Annotated in this window: 15 protein-coding genes; 11 read left to right on the top strand and 4 right to left on the bottom strand. The window is 57.8% G+C overall.

Annotation, left to right across the window (positions count from 1 at the left end):
* Positions 1 to 153: 153 nt before the first annotated feature.
* Positions 154 to 1,503, top strand: a complete 1,350-nt coding sequence (locus MXF20_RS09090; protein ID WP_325968916.1) for an NCS2 family permease — start codon at positions 154 to 156, stop codon at positions 1,501 to 1,503.
* Positions 1,504 to 1,639: 136 nt separating this feature from the next.
* Positions 1,640 to 3,289, top strand: a complete 1,650-nt coding sequence (locus tag MXF20_RS09085; RefSeq protein ID WP_325968915.1) for a Na+/H+ antiporter — start codon at positions 1,640 to 1,642, stop codon at positions 3,287 to 3,289.
* 60 nt (positions 3,290 to 3,349) lie between these two features.
* On the opposite strand, the gene MXF20_RS09080 is transcribed toward MXF20_RS09085, so the two are convergent.
* Entirely contained in the window at positions 3,350 to 4,252 is a 903-nt protein-coding gene (locus MXF20_RS09080; protein WP_325968913.1) for a LysR family transcriptional regulator, read from the bottom strand.
* A gap of 102 nt (positions 4,253 to 4,354) precedes the next feature.
* Between MXF20_RS09080 and MXF20_RS09075 the strand changes: the two genes are divergently transcribed.
* From MXF20_RS09075 to MXF20_RS09060, 4 genes are all read left to right on the top strand, one after another.
* Positions 4,355 to 4,765, top strand: a complete 411-nt coding sequence (locus MXF20_RS09075; protein WP_325968911.1) for a CidA/LrgA family protein — start codon at positions 4,355 to 4,357, stop codon at positions 4,763 to 4,765.
* A 7-nt stretch (positions 4,766 to 4,772) separates the two neighbouring features.
* Complete coding sequence (locus tag MXF20_RS09070; protein WP_021507825.1) at positions 4,773 to 5,468, top strand: LrgB family protein; 696 nt, start codon at positions 4,773 to 4,775, stop codon at positions 5,466 to 5,468.
* A gap of 83 nt (positions 5,469 to 5,551) precedes the next feature.
* Positions 5,552 to 6,097 carry a YfaZ family outer membrane protein gene (locus tag MXF20_RS09065; protein ID WP_325968908.1) on the top strand — a complete coding sequence of 182 codons (546 nt, stop codon included), beginning with the start codon at positions 5,552 to 5,554 and terminating at the stop codon, positions 6,095 to 6,097.
* Positions 6,098 to 6,236: 139 nt separating this feature from the next.
* Positions 6,237 to 6,782: a YfaZ family outer membrane protein gene (locus tag MXF20_RS09060; RefSeq protein WP_127833571.1), complete on the top strand. Its 546-nt coding sequence runs from the start codon at positions 6,237 to 6,239 to the stop codon at positions 6,780 to 6,782.
* A 93-nt stretch (positions 6,783 to 6,875) separates the two neighbouring features.
* On the opposite strand, the gene MXF20_RS09055 is transcribed toward MXF20_RS09060, so the two are convergent.
* The 3 genes from MXF20_RS09055 to acs form a co-directional block, all read right to left on the bottom strand.
* Positions 6,876 to 8,528, bottom strand: coding sequence for a cation acetate symporter (locus tag MXF20_RS09055; protein WP_325968907.1), 1,653 nt, complete (start codon positions 8,526 to 8,528; stop codon positions 6,876 to 6,878).
* Positions 8,525 to 8,854: a DUF485 domain-containing protein gene (locus tag MXF20_RS09050; RefSeq protein ID WP_325968905.1), complete on the bottom strand. Its 330-nt coding sequence runs from the start codon at positions 8,852 to 8,854 to the stop codon at positions 8,525 to 8,527. Before MXF20_RS09050 ends, MXF20_RS09055 begins: the two co-directional genes overlap by 4 nt.
* A gap of 173 nt (positions 8,855 to 9,027) precedes the next feature.
* Positions 9,028 to 10,983 (bottom strand): acetate--CoA ligase, encoded by a 1,956-nt coding sequence (acs, locus tag MXF20_RS09045; RefSeq protein ID WP_325968904.1) that lies wholly within the window; start codon positions 10,981 to 10,983, stop codon positions 9,028 to 9,030.
* Between the two features lie 580 nt (positions 10,984 to 11,563).
* Between acs and gltP the strand changes: the two genes are divergently transcribed.
* The 5 genes from gltP to murP all read left to right on the top strand — a co-directional run bounded on the left by gltP (position 11,564) and on the right by murP (position 16,237).
* Positions 11,564 to 12,865 (top strand): glutamate/aspartate:proton symporter GltP, encoded by a 1,302-nt coding sequence (gene gltP / locus MXF20_RS09040; protein ID WP_325968902.1) that lies wholly within the window; start codon positions 11,564 to 11,566, stop codon positions 12,863 to 12,865.
* A 172-nt stretch (positions 12,866 to 13,037) separates the two neighbouring features.
* Positions 13,038 to 13,217: a type II toxin-antitoxin system HicA family toxin gene (locus MXF20_RS09035; protein ID WP_306460749.1), complete on the top strand. Its 180-nt coding sequence runs from the start codon at positions 13,038 to 13,040 to the stop codon at positions 13,215 to 13,217.
* 118 nt (positions 13,218 to 13,335) lie between these two features.
* Positions 13,336 to 13,740 (top strand): type II toxin-antitoxin system HicB family antitoxin, encoded by a 405-nt coding sequence (locus MXF20_RS09030; RefSeq protein ID WP_325968901.1) that lies wholly within the window; start codon positions 13,336 to 13,338, stop codon positions 13,738 to 13,740.
* A gap of 146 nt (positions 13,741 to 13,886) precedes the next feature.
* A complete protein-coding gene (gene murQ / locus MXF20_RS09025) occupies positions 13,887 to 14,798 on the top strand; it encodes an N-acetylmuramic acid 6-phosphate etherase (RefSeq protein ID WP_325968900.1) in 912 nt (303 codons plus the stop codon).
* Positions 14,798 to 16,237, top strand: a complete 1,440-nt coding sequence (murP, locus tag MXF20_RS09020; RefSeq protein ID WP_325968898.1) for a PTS N-acetylmuramic acid transporter subunit IIBC — start codon at positions 14,798 to 14,800, stop codon at positions 16,235 to 16,237. The genes murQ and murP overlap by 1 nt, the downstream gene beginning before the upstream one ends.
* Positions 16,238 to 16,693 lie beyond the last annotated feature (456 nt).

The raw sequence follows: 16,693 nt of genomic DNA, 5'->3' as shown, positions 1-16,693 counted from the left end.
CGTTTGCCTTTTTTCCGCGTCACCCCTTTTTGACCTGGAATACGCGGCCACGTAATCGTTTGCCTGCTTTTCTCTCTGAGACATCTTCACCAGGATGATGCGCAAACGCGAGCCGCGCGGTGACCTATATCTTAAAAATACAGAGGAATAACTATGTCTGGCGAATCACGCCCGGCCAGGGGAAAACTGGACGCCTGGTTTCACATTTCAGCACGCGGCAGCAGCGTGCGACAGGAAGTGCTGGCCGGTCTCACCACCTTTTTAGCGATGGTCTATTCGGTCATCGTGGTGCCTGGCATGCTCGGCAAAGCGGGCTTTTCACCAACGGCGGTGTTTGTCGCCACCTGTCTGGTGGCCAGCTTCGGCTCCATCATCATGGGGCTGTGGGCCAACCTGCCAATGGCGATTGGTTGCGCCATTTCGCTGACCGCCTTCACCGCGTTTAGCCTGGTGCTGGGGCAGCACATTAGTGTGCCGGTGGCGCTGGGCGCGGTCTTCCTGATGGGCCTGCTGTTTACGCTGATCTCGGTCACCGGCATTCGCGCGTGGATTCTGCGTAACCTGCCGATGGGCGTGGCGCACGGTACCGGCGTCGGTATCGGCCTGTTTCTGCTGCTGATTGCCGCCGATGGCATCGGTCTGGTGATAAAAAACCCGGCGCCGGGCCTGCCGGTGGCGCTTGGTCACTTTACCTCCTTCCCGGTGATCATGGCGCTGATCGGGCTGGCGGCGATTTTTGGCCTGGAAAAACGGCGCGTGCCGGGCGGCATCCTGCTGACCATCATCGCCATTTCCCTGCTTGGGCTGATTTTCGACCCGGCGGTAAAGTGGCAGGGGCTGTTTGCCATGCCGAGCCTGCGTGATGCCAGCGGCCAGTCGGCGATGTTCAGTCTGGATATCATGGGCGCGCTGCAGCCGGTGGTGTTGCCGAGCGTGCTGGCGCTGGTGATGACCGCGGTGTTTGACGCCACCGGCACCATTCGTGCGGTGGCCGGGCAGGCGAACCTGCTGGATAAAGATGGCCAGATTATCAATGGCGGGCGCGCACTGACCACTGACTCCATCAGCAGCCTGTTTGCCGGGCTGGTCGGCGCCTCGCCCGCGGCAGTGTATATCGAATCCGCGGCCGGCACTGCCGCCGGCGGTAAAACCGGCCTGACGGCGATTGTCGTCGGACTGCTATTCCTGCTGATTCTGTTCATGTCGCCGCTGGCTTATCTGGTACCGGCCTATGCTACCGCGCCAGCGCTGATGTATGTCGGCCTGCTGATGCTGAGCAACGTGGCCAAAATCGACTTCAATGATTTCGTCGATGCCATGTCTGGCCTGCTGACGGCGGTGTTCATTGTGCTGACCTGCAACATCGTCACCGGCATCATGCTCGGCTTTGCCGCACTGGTGATTGGCCGCCTGTTTGCCGGCGAGTGGCGCAAGCTCAACGCTGGCACGGTGGTGATTGCTGTGGCGCTGGTGGCGTTCTACGCGGGCGGCTGGGCTATCTGACCGCAATCCGGGCGTCAGTCCGGATTATTCTCTTTATCGCACACGCCGCACATCGCGTAGCCCCGCCGGGCGGCGTTTTGTTTTACACTTTCCGACGCAACATCGCTTCGATTAATATGATTCGCCTAAGGAAAGCATGGAAATCTTCTTTACTATTCTCATCATGACGCTGGTGGTTTCGCTGTCCGGCGTTGCGGCACGTATCCTGCCGTTTCAGATCCCGCTCCCGCTGGTACAGATCGCGGCCGGCGCGCTATTGGCCTGGCCAACCTTTGGTCTGCACGTCGATTTTGACCCCGAACTGTTCCTCGTGCTGTTTATTCCGCCGCTGCTGTTTGCCGACGGCTGGAAAACGCCGATCAACGAATTCCTGCATCACGGCCGTGAAATTATCGGCCTGGCGCTGGTGCTGGTGCTGATTACCGTGGTCGGTATCGGCTACCTGATTTACTGGCTGGTGCCGGGCATTCCGCTGATTCCGGCCTTTGCGCTGGCGGCGGTGCTGTCACCGACCGATGCGGTGGCGCTCTCCGGCATCGTCGGTGAAGGGCGCATCCCGAAAAAGATCATGTCGATTGTGCAGGGCGAGGCGCTGATGAATGACGCGTCCGGCCTGGTATCGCTTAAGTTTGCTGTCGCGGTAGCGATGGGCACCATGGTGTTCACCTGGGGCGGTGCCAGCGTCGAATTCCTCAAAGTAGCGATTGGCGGCCTGGTGGCCGGTGTCGCGGTTTGCTGGCTGTACGGTCGTTCGCTGCGCCTGCTCAGCCGCTGGAGTGGTGACGATCCGGCCACGCAAACCGTACTGCTGCTGCTGCTGCCGTTCGCCTCTTACCTGATTGCTGAACACCTCGGCGTCTCCGGCATTCTGGCGGCAGTGGCGGCCGGTATGACCATCACCCGTTCCGGCATCATCCGGCAGGCACCGCTGGCGATGCGCCTGCGCGCCAACAGCGTATGGCAGATGCTGGAGTTTGTGTTCAACGGCATGGTGTTCCTGATGCTGGGCCTGCAACTGCCGGACATTCTCTCCACCTCGATTGCTCAGGCGAACGCCGATCCTAACGTCGAGCTGTGGATGCTGTTCGCCGACGTCGCGCTGGTATATGGCGCGCTGATGATCGTGCGCTTCGGCTGGCTGTGGATCATGAAGCGCACCAGCCTGCGCCTGCTGAAGAAGAAGCCGCTGGAGTTTTCCAGCTACTCGCTGCGTGAACTGCTGATCGCCTCTTTTGCCGGCGTGCGCGGCGCTATCACGCTGGCCGGTGTGTTGTCGATTCCGCTGTTCCTCAGCAACGGCGAACCTTTCCCGGCGCGCTACGAGCTGGTGTTTATCGCCACCGGCGTGATTCTGTTCTCGCTGTTCGTCGGCGTGATTTTGCTGCCGATTCTGCTGCGCGGTATTGAGAGCCACGACAAAGTGGGGCATCGCCGCGAAATCCAGAGCGCGCGGGCCGCAATGGCCGGTGTCGCTATCGAGAGTCTGCACAAAATGGAGCAGCGGCTGGAGAACGATGCCGAAGAGAACATCGATCCTGAACTGCTGAAAGAGGTCAGCCTGCGGGTGATTGGCAATCTGCGCCGTCGCGTCGATGGCAAAGATGATATGGAACAGGCGCTGTTTGCGGAAAACCTGGAGCGCCGTTTCCGTCTGACCGCGCTGCGCGCCGAACGCGCCGAGGTCTATCATCTGCGCGCCACCCAGCAGATCACCAACGAGACCATGCAGCGCCTGCTGCGCGACCTCGATCTGCTGGAAGCGCTGCTGATTGAGAAAGAGGAATAACCGCCGCGTTTTGCTGCTCTCCGATCCCGCGGCCGCCTGAACTACAGGGCGGCCGCTTTGTTACAGCGATAGCCGTGGCGCGTTATCCGGCCAGTGTTCGCGGCAGCAGGCAATCCACGCCTGCGCGCTGCGCGACAGATAACTGCCTTCGCGCCAGATTAGCCCCAGACGCCACTGCAGCTCCGACTCCAGCGGCAGCCACAGCAAGGCCTGTTTATCCAGACGCTGGCAAATCGGCTCTGGCAGGATCGCCAGCCCCATATCCGCCTGCACCATCGCGGCAAGAAAATCCCACTGCGCACTACGCAGCGCGATATCCGGCATCACTCCCTGGCGCTGAAACGCTTTCATCAGCTGGCGGTTAAGCGAAAACTCTTCGTTGAGGATCAGCAGGGGATGCTGAGCCAGCTCGGCCAGCGTCATGCTGGTGCGGTTGAGCCAGCGCGCGCTGCGCGGCAGCAGCACGCACAGCGGATGGCGCATCAGCTCCAGCGTGTTCAGCGGCAGCTCCGCATCAATCGGCAGGGCGGTCAGCGCGATATCCAGCCCGCCGCTCAGCACCGCCTGCTGGACCGTCAGGCCACCGAACTCGGAAATTTTAAGCTGGACGCCGGGATAGCGGCGGCGAAACGCGGAGATCGACCCGGCAATCTGCATGCCGACCATCGGCGGAATGCCCAGCCGCAGCTCACCGGTTTTCAGCTGATTGATGTCGCTGATTTGCGCCTCCAGCTGATGAAACTCCTGCAAAATCGCCAGGCCACGCTGATACACCGCCTGGCCACTGTCGGTGAGATGCAGCTTGCGCCCCTCGCGCAGCAGCAGCGTGCAGCCCAGCTCTTCTTCCAGCTGGCGCAGCATTTTGCTGATGGTGGGCTGCGTCACGTACAGCTTCTCCGCCGCGCGGGTAAAGCTCTGCTGACGCACCACTTCGGTGAAGTAACGCAGGGCACGCACGTCCATAAACATTCCTTTTTGGCATAGTTTGAATAATTTTAATTCATTTCTTTCACACTCTGGCGCGGATTTATACTGAAACCCTGAATTTTTGAGGGGAAGAGAGAAATGGCGTCCGCGCTTCGTCCGCGCACCACGGATATTCTGCAACGCGTCACGGTACCGCTGCAGCTGGTGCTGTATATCGCCCTGTTTGTTGCCAGCGGCCAGCTGGTGAGCTGGCTGCATCTGCCGTTACCGGCCAATGTGGTGGGCATGGTGCTGCTGTTGCTGTTGATCGTCAGCGGTATCGTGCCGCTGCGCTGGGTAAAAGCCGGGGCCAACTGGCTGCTGGCCGAAATGCTGCTGTTTTTCATTCCGGCGGTGGTCGCGGTGGTGAATTACAGCGACCTGCTGCGCAGCGAAGGCTGGCGCATCTGCGTGGTGATCGCCGTCAGTACGCTGATGGTGCTGGCCGCGACCTCGCTGGTGGTTGATCGTTTATACCGCTTCGAACTGGCGCGCGCGGCGCGTAAGTAGGGCGATCGTGACTGACTTCATCATTAGCCTGCTGTGTCTGGCGCTGACGCTGCTGGTTTACTACCTCAATAAACGCCTGTACCGGCGCAGGCCCACGCTGTTGCTGATGCCGCTGGTGTTAACGCCGCTGGTGCTGGTGGCGCTGCTGCTGCTGACGCACGTCAGCTGGCAGGATTACATCGCCGAAAGCCACTGGCTGCTGTGGCTGCTGGGGCCGGCGACGCTGGCTTTTGCGGTGCCGGTTTACGAAAACCTGCATATTATCCGCCGCCACTGGCTGTCTCTTAGCGTGGGTGTGATCACCGCCACGCTGGTGGCGGTATGCAGTTCGGTGTGGCTGGCGCGGCTGCTGACGCTACCTGAGAGCATCCAGCGCAGCCTGGCGGTGCGCTCCATCACCACGCCGTTTGCGCTGGCGGCGGCCCAGCCGATTGGCGGCCAGCCCGATTTGGTGGCGCTGTTCGTGGTGATCACCGGCGTGTTTGGCATGGCCGTGGGCGACGTGCTGTTTTTACGCATCGCGATTAAGCAGGGCGTGGCGAAGGGCGCCGGCTTTGGCGCGGCCTCGCACGGTGCCGGCACGGCACGCGCCTATCAGCTTGGCCAGCAGGAGGGCGTAGTTTCCAGCCTGGTGATGATGCTCTCCGGCGTGCTCACGGTGCTGCTGGCGCCGCTGCTGGGCCAGCTGCTGTGGCATGCTTAACCGGACAAATTTGAGCCTGGGCTCATATCAGCGTTTCCTCGCTTTGCTTACCGTTTGCGCGCGTAAACAACAAGGAAGCGAGAATGAAAAATACCACATTAGCATTAGGCCTGCTGCTGGCCGCCACCGGGACCAGTGCCGCTGAGATCGGCGGGCAGGGCGGCAGCCATTTCTGGACAGCCCGGATTAACAGCGACCGCACTGCGCCGGGCGTGCAGGCAGCACTGGAGTATGTACATGGTCATCAGCAAACCCATCTGCTCGACGCCAGCCTCGGCTACGGCTTTTCCCTCGGCGCGCTGCAGGTAGCACCGCGTATCGGTGCATTCTGGGCTGATGTGAAAACCACCTCAACATCGAGTCGCGGCATGAATGGCGGGATTCGTCTGATGGCACCGCTGCCGCAGGCAGGGTCCACCTGGCTCTATCTGGATTACAGCCTGTCGCCTGATTTTGCCAACCACAACCTGCATGCACTGCATCAGCTGGAAGCGGGCGTTTATTACCAGCCGGCGAAGTGGTTATCACTCAGCAGCGGCTATCGCTACCTCTCCGCCAACGGTGATTATGGTCATGCCGATCAAAGCCTGATGGATGGCCTGTTTATCGGCGCTGCCGTGCGTTTCTGATCCCTCCACGGCCGTTCGCGGCCGTTTTCTGCCCGCTGAAACCCATTTTTACGTAAAGCTTTCCAAATAAAGTTGTGTCATGCCGCAACGCTGTTTACCCTTTGCGCCGAATTATGTGTCCTTCATGGAGTGGATTGTTATGTTTAAGCAACTTGTTACGGGAAGCGTTTTAGGTCTGGCACTGCTGAGCAGCGGCGCGCAGGCGATTGAGGGCAGTGTTGACGTGGGTGAGCACAGCACCAACCTGAACCTTGGCCTCGGCACCGCTTCACCGGGTCTGTTTCTGAAAGGTAACTGGCTGCGCAGCGATCACGACGGCAGCACTTATGGCCTCGGTATGGGCTACAACCTGGATGTGGGCGATTTCCGCGTGGCACCGACGGCGAAAGCGCTGTTCACCCATCCGGAAGATGGCCGTGATGGCTTCACCGTGGCGCTGGGCGCCGGTGCGCAGTATAACTTCAATAGCATGTGGGGCCTGTACGGCGAATATTACTATGCGCCGGAAGCGTTCTCCGATCGTCTGGACAGCTATAAAGAAGCGTCAGGCGGCCTGAGCTTTACGCCGATTTCGCTGCTGAACCTGCGCGTTGGCTATCAGTACATTGAGCTGAACAACAAAGGCGACCGTAAAGATAACGTGCTGGTCGATGGCCCGTACGTTGGTGCATCGCTGCGTTTCTGATGACTGGACCAGGTGCGCATGAATGCGCACCCTACGAAATTCTGTTGGGTCGCCATTTATGGCGACCTGGTCAATCATCGCACCCTCTCAATCTTAATGCGCTTTCCCCTGCGAAATCCCCACGCCCGTTTGTGAACGGATAAACTGTCCGCGGAATTTTGCCCGCTCCAGCGCACCCTGCTCGGAATGATCGGTAACAGAAAACAGCCAGGTACCGACAAACGCCACCAGCATCGAGAACAGTGCCGGATACTCATACGGATAGACTGGCGTTGCATGTCCGAGCACCTGCACCCAAATGGTCGGGCCGAGAATCATCAGCACCACCGCCGTCAGCAGGCCCAGCCAGCCTCCCACCATCGCGCCGCGCGTGGTCAGCTTTGACCAGTACATCGACAGCAAAATAATCGGGAAGTTACAGCTGGCGGCAATCGAGAACGCCAGACCGACCATGAAGGCAATGTTCTGCTTCTCAAACAGAATCCCCAGCGCAATCGCCACCACGCCGAGCACCAGCACGGTAATTTTTGACACCCGCAGCTCTTCACGCTCGGTGGCCTGGCCTTTGCGGATCACACTGGCGTACAGGTCATGCGACACCGCCGAAGCACCGGCCAGCGTCAGTCCGGCCACCACCGCCAGGATGGTGGCGAAGGCAACCGCCGAGATAAAGCCGAGGAACAGGTTGCCGCCGACCGCGTTGGACAGATGCACTGCCGCCATATTGGTGCCGCCAATCAGCGCGCCGCTGGCATCCTTGAAGGCTGGATTAGCGCCGACCAGCAGAATCGCGCCGAAGCCGATAATAAAGGTCAGGAAATAGAAGTAGCCCATGAAGCCGGTGGCCCAGAACACACTTTTGCGTGCTTCCCGCGCATCGGCGACGGTGAAGAAGCGCATCAGAATATGCGGCAGGCCGGCGGTGCCAAACATCAGCCCCAGACCGAGCGACAGCGCAGAGATCGGGTCTTTCACCAGACCGCCCGGCTGCATGATGGCCGCGCCTTTCGGGTGCACCGCCATCGCTTCGGTAAACAGCCTGTTAAAGCTGAAACCGGTGGCTTTCATCACCATGATGGCCATAAAGCTGGCGCCAAACAGCAGCAGCACCGCTTTGATAATTTGCACCCAGGTGGTAGCCAGCATGCCGCCAAACAACACATACAGCACCATCAGAATGCCGACCAGCACCACGGCGATGTGATAATCGAGACCGAACAGCAGCTGAATCAGCTTACCGGCCCCCACCATTTGCGCAATCAGATACAGCGCCACCACCACCAGCGAACCGCAGGCGGAAAGGGTGCGAATAGGCTTTTGCTGCAGGCGATAAGAGGCCACATCGGCAAAGGTGTAGCGGCCCAGGTTGCGCAGGCGTTCGGCAATCAGGAACAGGATCATGGGCCAGCCGACGAGGAAGCCAAGCGAGTAAATCAGCCCGTCGTAGCCGGAGGTATACACCAGCGCGGAGATACCGAGAAACGAGGCGGCCGACATAAAGTCACCGGCCATCGCCAGGCCGTTCTGGAAACCGGTAATATTGCCGCCGGCGGTGTAGTAATCGCTGCGCGAGCGGGTGCGTTTGGACGCCCAGTAAGTGATGACCAGCGTGGCCGCCACGAAGACCACGAACATGATGATGGCTTCGTAGTTGGTGGCCTGTTTTTGCACCGCGCCGGTAATGGCATCGGCGGCAAATACGCTGGCTGGTACGATAGCCAGCGAGGCGGAGAGCAAACGCTTCATGATTTCACCTCGCTGATAATCTGTTTGGTCAGGCGATCAAACTCGCCGTTGGCGCGCCACACATAGATGCCGGTCAGCAGAAACGACACCACAATCAGCCCGACGCCGATGGGAATGCCGCGCGTTACATTGGTGCCGGCGTGCAATGGCGTGCCGAGCCAGCCGGGTGCGAAGGCGATCAGCAGGATAAAGCCGACATACAGCACCAGCATGATGAGGCTGAGCAGCAGCGCAAACGACTGACGTTTGTGCACCAGCTCCTGAAAACGCGGATTGCTTTCGATTTGTTGCCAGACGGCTTCCTGTTGGTTCAGGGCTTCGTTCATCACAGTTTCTCCAGAGGCAAGGCAGACAGAAAACTCACGGCGAAGTGATTTAACTGGCTGAATATTCTAGTTATATAGGTTGTGCGATGGTGAAAAGCATACGGCGTAAGGATGGAAGAGCGGAGAGCTGCCTGCCGGGGACAGGCTGATACTCTCCGCCGGGTCAATGCCGGTTACGGCATGGTGATCGACTGTTTCTCCTCGAGCAATTTCTCCACCACGCCCGGGTCGGCCAGCGTTGAAGTATCGCCAAAGTTGCTGGTATCGCCGGCGGCGATCTTGCGCAAAATGCGGCGCATGATTTTGCCGGAGCGGGTTTTCGGCAGCGAATCGGTCCAGTGCAGCACGTCTGGCGTGGCAATCGGGCCGATCTCTTTACGCACCCAGTTGCGCACTTCGCTGTACAGCTCCGGCGACGGCTCTTCACCGTGATTCAGCGTGATATAAGCATAGATCGCCTGGCCTTTGATGCTGTGCGGAATGCCCACCACCGCGGCTTCGGCAATTTTTGGATGCGAGACCAGCGCGGACTCGATCTCCGCCGTGCCAAGCCGGTGACCGGAGACGTTCAGCACGTCATCCACGCGGCCGGTGATCCAGTAATAGCCATCTTCGTCACGGCGCGCGCCGTCGCCGCTGAAGTAGCGATTTTTGAACGTCGAGAAGTAGGTTTGCTCGAAGCGATCGTGATCGCCAAACAGCGTGCGTGCCTGGCCAGGCCACGAGTCAACGATCACCAGGTTGCCCTCGGTGGCGCCTTCCAGCGCGTTGCCTTCGTTATCCACCAGCGCCGGCTGGACGCCAAAGAACGGTTTCGTCGCCGAACCGGCTTTCAGCTCGGTGGCACCCGGCAGCGGCGTAATCATGAAGCCACCGGTTTCGGTCTGCCACCAGGTATCGACGATAGGACAGCGGCTGTCGCCGATCTTTTTGTAATACCATTCCCAGGCTTCCGGGTTGATGGGCTCGCCGACCGATCCCATGATGCGCAGGCTGCTGCGCTGGGTGCCGGCAATCGCTTTATCGCCCTCGGCCATCAGCGCGCGGATAGCGGTTGGCGCGGTGTACAGCAGCGTGACCTTGTGCTTATCCACCACTTCCGCCATGCGGCTGGGCTGCGGCCAGTTCGGCACGCCTTCAAACATCAGCGTGGTGGCACCGCAGGCCAGCGGGCCGTAGATCAGATAGCTGTGTCCGGTGATCCAGCCCACGTCGGCGGTGCACCAGTACACATCATCTTCATGATAATCAAATACATATTTAAAGGTGGTGGCAGCATACACCAGATAACCGCCGGTGGTGTGCAGCACGCCTTTCGGCTTGCCGGTGGAGCCAGAGGTATAAAGGATAAACAGCGGATGTTCAGCCTCAACTGCCACCGGCTGATGCTGATCGCTGGCTTGCGCCATCAGTTCATGCCACCACATATCGCGACCTTCGCGCCAGCCGGTCTCTTTGCCGGTGCGCTGGAACACCACCACGTTTTTCACGCTGGTGACGTTCGGGTTATTCAGGGCGTCATCGACGTTTTTCTTCAGCGGAATGCTGCGTCCGGCACGAATACCTTCATCAGCGGTAATCACCAGCTTCGCACTGGAATCCACCACGCGTCCGGCCACCGCTTCCGGGGAGAAGCCACCAAAAATGACCGAGTGCACCGCGCCGATGCGCGCACAGGCCAGCATCGCCACTGCGGCTTCCGGCACCATTGGCATGTAGATCGCCACCACATCGCCTTTCTTCACGCCAAGGCCAGTCAGCACATTGGCGAAGCGGCAGACGTCGGCGTGCAATTCGCGGAAGGTCAGGGTTTTGCTTTCGCTGGCGTCATCACCTTCCCAGATAATCGCCGGGTGATCGCCGCGCGTGGCCAGATGGCGATCGAGACAGTTAGCGGCAAGGTTCAGCGCGCCATCTTCATACCAGCGAATGGAAATATTGCCGGGCGCGAACGAGGTATTTTTCACTTTGCTGTAGGGCGTCATCCAGTCGAGGATTTTGCCTTGTTCGCCCCAAAATGTCTCGGGATCGTCAACCGACTGTTGATACAGCGCCGCATACTGATCGGCATTAATCAGGGCATTCGCTGCGATGGCAGCGGGTACGGGATGCTTGTGTATTTGGCTCATGGCTGACCTCCTTGAAGATGTTAATCATATGTCAATCAAAGGTTAATTAAAGAGTGGGGCCGGGCTTTGTTTCTGTTTTGCAGTCTGGATCACGACCTTTTGTAAGGCTGAAAAGCCCCCCAATTCAATCTGTTTACCGGCTCAGGAAATGAGACAAAACCACTGGCTGGATCAATAAAATTATGAACCAGGCGGTTAAATATCCAGCAATCAGACCGGTGCGCTTTTTCATCAGTCCTGAATAGCTATGCGGAAAATTATCGAATTAACACTTTTCATAACAGCGAGTTATGACGGGTCGATGTCAGCAGCATTTTATGCTGCCTGGCTGTGCAGGATTTAAGCTAACGCCCCAGGGGTTGCATTTACCGTAGTGAAAATGGTACTTATCTCGGCCCTGTTCAGCAGGTATCAACTCAGGCTGCATCATCGCGCGGGCGCAAAATGCCGGCGCAGCGGTAATCGATGCAGTCCATTATAACCCTCTATTTTATCGGGCTTTTGCTCACTTCCCTGTGTGTAATGTCTTCTGCACCTTCGCAGCAGAGCAAAGGGGTTTTAACTGAGGAAATAACGCGTTATGAAAGGTTTTAAACTCACCCTCGCGTGGCAGATTCTGATTGCCCTGATTCTCGGCGTTATCGTCGGAACCGTGCTGCATAATCAGCCAGACGATCGTGAATGGTTAATCACTAACATTCTTACTCCTGCCGGCGACATCTTTATTCATCTGATCAAGATGATTGTGGTGCCGATTGTTATTTCCTCACTGATTGTCGGCATCGCCGGCGTGGGTGATGCGAAAAAGCTCGGGCGGATTGGTGTGAAAACCATCATCTATTTTGAAGTGATTACCACCATTGCCATTGTGGTCGGCATCACGCTGGCCAACGTATTCCAACCCGGCAGCGGCATTGATATGTCAACGCTGGCAACGGTGGACATCTCTAAATACGAAGCCACCACGGAAGCAGTGCAGGGCGCGCCGCACGGCCTGGTGACCACGATTCTGTCGCTGATCCCGCAGAATATTTTTGCCTCGCTGGTGAAAGGCGACATGCTGCCGATCATCTTCTTCTCGGTGCTGTTTGGCATGGGGCTGTCGGCGCTGCCGTCGGAGCATCGCGATCCGCTGGTGACCTTATTCCGTTCCATTTCCGAAACCATGTTTAAAGTGACGCACATGATCATGCGCTATGCGCCGGTCGGGGTATTTGCGCTGATTGCCGTCACCATCGCCAACTTCGGTTTTGCCTCACTTTATCCGCTGGCCAAGCTGGTGCTGCTGGTGTACGTGGCGATTCTGTTCTTTGCATTCGTGGTGCTGGGGGCGGTGGCGCGCTTCTGCAAGCTGCGTATTACCACCCTGATGCGCATTCTGAAAGATGAGCTGATTCTGGCGTATTCCACCTCCAGCTCAGAGACTGTGCTGCCGCGCATCATGCAGAAGATGGAAGCCTACGGCGCGCCGAAGGCGATCACCAGCTTCGTGGTGCCGACCGGCTACTCGTTTAACCTCGATGGCTCTACTTTGTACCAGAGCATCGCGGCGATCTTTATCGCTCAGCTGTACGGCATTGATCTGTCGCTGACCGATGAGATCATTCTGGTGCTGACGCTGATGGTGACGTCGAAAGGCATCGCAGGTGTGCCGGGCGTGTCGTTTGTGGTGCTGCTGGCCACGCTGGGCAGCGTCGGTATTCCGCTGGAAGGTCTGGCGTTTATCGCCGGCGTCGACCGTATCATGGACATGGCGCGCACCGCGCTCAACGTCATTGGTAACGCGCTGGCGGTGCTGGTTATCGCCCGCTGGGAAAACCAGTTTGATGCCAAACAGGCCGCCGCGTACGAGCTGCAGCTGCGAACGCAAAACGCCAGCTAAGCGACACGCTCTCTGACTGAACCCGCCTTCTGGCGGGTTTTTTTATATTTTGCAGACCAGTCTGGTCGTGGTGAGCTGCTGAAAAAAGTTTAAATTTATACCCACCATAACCACTAAAATTGAGTTGGTGGTTATGGTGGGTATATAATATTCACGATGACATCAGGAGGTTGTGTTGAGCAGCAGGGAGCTGATTAGGATGTTGCTTGAACGAGGGTGGATTCTTGATCGTGTTAAAGGAAGCCATCATGTGTTTGTCCGTGCAGATAAGCCATATCACATCTCGCTTCCTCATCCTGAAAAAGACCTGGCAACCGGAACATTACGTAAGCTATTGAAAATGATGGACTGATATACGGGGGCTTTGCCCCCGATTTGGAACAATTAGCAATGTCAGGTGCAGCAGGCATTGCAATGCTTTTCATGTCCGCAGTAGATAATCAAGAAGGCAATTTACATAAGGACTCACCATGAGATTCCCCGTTTATTTGCACAAAACAGAAAACGGCAGCTGGTCAGGTTTCGTACCTGATGTGCAGGGATGTTTTTTTGCGGGCAACACCGTTGACGAGGCGTTGAGCGATGCATTCGGTGCAATCGATGCGCATGTGGAATCGTTAGCGGACGCAGGCAAGGCCATTCCAAAAGCAGCCAGCGTTGAAACCCATATTGATGATGAAGAGTGTCAGGGAGGTTACTGGGCTTTCGTTGAGATTGATCTCAGTCGTTACGAGGGTAAAGCAGTGAAACTCAACATCACCCTGCCGCAAAACTTACTGATCAAAATCGATAGCCACGTGGAAGCACACCGCGAATACGGCTCCCGTAGCGGCTTTCTCGCCGCGCTGGCACGCAGAGAACTGGCAAACATCTAGCGCTTCTCGTTAATCCAGCCCGCCTTCTGGCGGGTTTTTTTATGCCCGCTACCGCAAAAGGCAAAAAAATTGATTTCGGCACGAGGAATTAACAATTCTATGTGATATATAGTTTCGAGAATAAATTATTCCTCACAGGAGTGAACATGAACATTGATCTGAGCCAGATGATCACCGAGGGCCGCAATCCAGCGAGCCAGAACATTGACGAGCTGAACACGGAAGCGATGCTGCGCGTCATTAACGATGAAGACAAAAAGGTGGCGCTGGCGGTGGAAGCCATCGTGCCGCAGATTGTCCAGGTCGTTGATGCCATCACGGCGGCGTTCAGCCAGGGCGGACGTCTGATTTATTGCGGCGCCGGAACCTCCGGCCGGCTCGGCATTCTCGATGCCAGCGAATGCCCGCCCACCTTTGGCACGCCGCGCAGTCAGGTGGTCGGACTGATCGCCGGCGGCCACACCGCCATTCTGCAGGCAGTAGAAAACGCCGAGGACAACCGCGAGCAGGGCGCGCAGGACTTAAAAGATATCGACTTCTCGGCGCACGATGTGCTGGTCGGCATTGCCGCCAGCGGCCGCACGCCCTACGTGCTCGGCGCGCTGGCCTGGGCGAAGCAGCAGGGCGCCTTCACCGCCGCACTGACCTGTAATCCCAACAGCGCCATGTCGCAGGCGGCTGACGTCGCCCTGACGCCGGTGGTGGGCCCGGAAGTGGTCACCGGCTCGTCACGCATGAAAGCCGGCACCGCGCAGAAGCTGGTGCTCAACATGCTGACCACCGGTGCCATGATTCGCAGCGGCAAAGTGTATGGCAACCTTATGGTCGATGTGGAAGCCACCAATCAGAAGCTGGTGCAGCGGCAGATCAACATCGTTAAGCAGGCCACCGGATGTGATGATGCCCGCGCGCAGCAGGCGCTGGCAGCGTGCGGCGGCCACTGTAAAACCGCGATTGTGATGGTACTGGCGGACCTGAGTGCTGACGAGGCGCAGGCGCTGCTGGCGCAGAACCGGGGCTTTATCCGCCAGGCGTTACACCACGCAGGAGCGCAATAATGGCGGCGATTACTGAAAGCTTATTGCGCGATATACTGCAGGCGGTGGGCGGTGCAGGCAACGTGGTGCACTGCGGTAACTGCATGACGCGTCTGCGTCTGACGCTGGCCGATGCCGCGCGGGTCGACAGCGCCCGGCTGAAAACGCTGCCCGGCGTGCTGGGCGTGATCGACAGTGATGCCCAGCTGCAGATTGTGCTCGGCCCTGGCAAAGCGCAAACCGCAGCGGAAAAAATGCAGGTGATGCTGAACAGCGCCACACCGGAGGCGCCGGCCGATCTGCACAGCATTGCCAGCGCGCAAAAGCAGCAGATGAAAGCGAAGCAAACCAGTGCGCTACACCGCTTTCTCGCCTGCTTTGCCACCATCTTTACCCCGCTGATCCCGGGCTTTATCGGCGCCGGATTGCTGATGGGATTTGCCACGCTGATTGAGCAGGTGTTCCATCTCAACCAGCCTGGTGAACACGCCCGCTGGCTGCTGGATACCGTGGCCTACATGAAAGTGTTCGGCAAAGGGCTGTTCACCTTCCTCAGCATTTTGATTGGCTATAACGCGCAGAAAGCGTTTGGCGGCACCGGCGTGAACGGTGCGATCATCGCGTCGCTGTTCGTGCTGGGTTATGTTCCGAACGCGACCGTCGGCTATTACAGCGGCATGCAGGATTTCTTCGGCCTGACCATCGATCCGCGCGGCAATATTATTGGCGTGCTGCTGGCGGCGATATTTGGTGCCTGGCTGGAGAAACAGCTGCGCAAAATTATCCCGGATAATCTCGATATGATCCTCACCTCGCTGCTGACGCTGTTGATTACCGGCGCGGTGACGTTCCTGGTGATCATGCCGATTGGCGGCGAGCTGTTTAAAGGCATGTCGTGGCTGTTTATCCACCTGAACAATAACCCGTTCGGCTGCGCCATTCTGGCTGGTTTATTCCTGATTGCGGTGATGTTCGGCATTCATCAGGGCTTTATTCCGGTCTATTTTGCGCTGATGGAAACCCAGGGTTTCAATTCGCTGTTCCCGATTCTGGCGATGGCCGGTGCCGGTCAGGTGGGCGCTTCGCTGGCGCTGTGGTGCAAAGCCGATAAGCATTCACTGCTGCGCAGCCAGATTAAAGGCGCCATCGTGCCAGGCCTGCTGGGCGTGGGCGAGCCGCTGATTTATGGCGTGACGCTGCCGCGTCTAAAACCGTTTATCACCGCCTGTTTTGGCGGCGCGCTGGGCGGGTTCTTTATCGGCCTGGTGGCATGGCTCGGCCTGCCGGTAGGTATGAACACGGTGTTTGGCCCGTCAGGATTAGTGACGCTGCCGCTGATGACCTCTTCACAGGGCATTTTTGCCGGTATGGCGGTCTATCTGGTGGGGCTGATCGTGGCGTGGATCGGCGGCTTCGTCTTCACCTGGTGGGGCGGCACCAAAAACGTCGATTTAAGTTAACGCGCTCTCCGCAAGCGCGTGCTATCAGACCGTCAACAGGTCTGATGGTATTAAATGGATGATTTTGCTGCAATTGTGGGGTGGCTCACAATTGCAGTATTTCGTTAGCAATGCTTATTATTGAGAGTGAAAATTATCACCAGGCCAACTCTGGCTGGAGTGAACAAAGATAACGCATTACAAATTAAGTGGTTATTAAATAATTCCTTATAAAAACCAGGGTTTATTCATTCCGGTTTCGACGAAATTCTTATTTCATCCGGATAAATATCTCCGGGCTCGCTTTTGATCTGTACAGCCATAAAGTCTATATAACCCTCAGCTTTCTCCTGTTTTTCACGCATCAGCGGCATCCTCTGTGCCCGTTATTACCCACTTGCTTCGTTTTGTGAAAATAGAGTTTGCCCATTTCCACCTTTTACCTTTTTTCGCTGTGCTTTCACGGCGACGCTGATT

The sequence above is a fragment of the Pantoea dispersa genome, from assembly GCF_035783935.1.
Taxonomy (GTDB): domain Bacteria; phylum Pseudomonadota; class Gammaproteobacteria; order Enterobacterales; family Enterobacteriaceae; genus Pantoea; species Pantoea dispersa_C.
This window is presented reverse-complemented; position numbering and strand designations above follow the sequence as displayed.

Excerpts from the sequence above, each read along its gene's own strand:
- MXF20_RS09090 (WP_325968916.1), top strand. The coding sequence starts at position 154 with ATGTCTGGCGAATCACGCCCGGCCAGGGGAAAACTGGACGCCTGGTTT.
- MXF20_RS09085 (WP_325968915.1), top strand. The coding sequence starts at position 1,640 with ATGGAAATCTTCTTTACTATTCTCATCATGACGCTGGTGGTTTCGCTG.
- MXF20_RS09080 (WP_325968913.1), bottom strand. The coding sequence starts at position 4,252 with ATGGACGTGCGTGCCCTGCGTTACTTCACCGAAGTGGTGCGTCAGCAG.
- MXF20_RS09075 (WP_325968911.1), top strand. The coding sequence starts at position 4,355 with ATGGCGTCCGCGCTTCGTCCGCGCACCACGGATATTCTGCAACGCGTC.
- MXF20_RS09065 (WP_325968908.1), top strand. The coding sequence starts at position 5,552 with ATGAAAAATACCACATTAGCATTAGGCCTGCTGCTGGCCGCCACCGGG.
- MXF20_RS09060 (WP_127833571.1), top strand. The coding sequence starts at position 6,237 with ATGTTTAAGCAACTTGTTACGGGAAGCGTTTTAGGTCTGGCACTGCTG.
- MXF20_RS09055 (WP_325968907.1), bottom strand. The coding sequence starts at position 8,528 with ATGAAGCGTTTGCTCTCCGCCTCGCTGGCTATCGTACCAGCCAGCGTA.
- MXF20_RS09050 (WP_325968905.1), bottom strand. The coding sequence starts at position 8,854 with ATGAACGAAGCCCTGAACCAACAGGAAGCCGTCTGGCAACAAATCGAA.
- acs (WP_325968904.1), bottom strand. The coding sequence starts at position 10,983 with ATGAGCCAAATACACAAGCATCCCGTACCCGCTGCCATCGCAGCGAAT.
- gltP (WP_325968902.1), top strand. The coding sequence starts at position 11,564 with ATGAAAGGTTTTAAACTCACCCTCGCGTGGCAGATTCTGATTGCCCTG.
- MXF20_RS09030 (WP_325968901.1), top strand. The coding sequence starts at position 13,336 with ATGAGATTCCCCGTTTATTTGCACAAAACAGAAAACGGCAGCTGGTCA.
- murQ (WP_325968900.1), top strand. The coding sequence starts at position 13,887 with ATGAACATTGATCTGAGCCAGATGATCACCGAGGGCCGCAATCCAGCG.
- murP (WP_325968898.1), top strand. The coding sequence starts at position 14,798 with ATGGCGGCGATTACTGAAAGCTTATTGCGCGATATACTGCAGGCGGTG.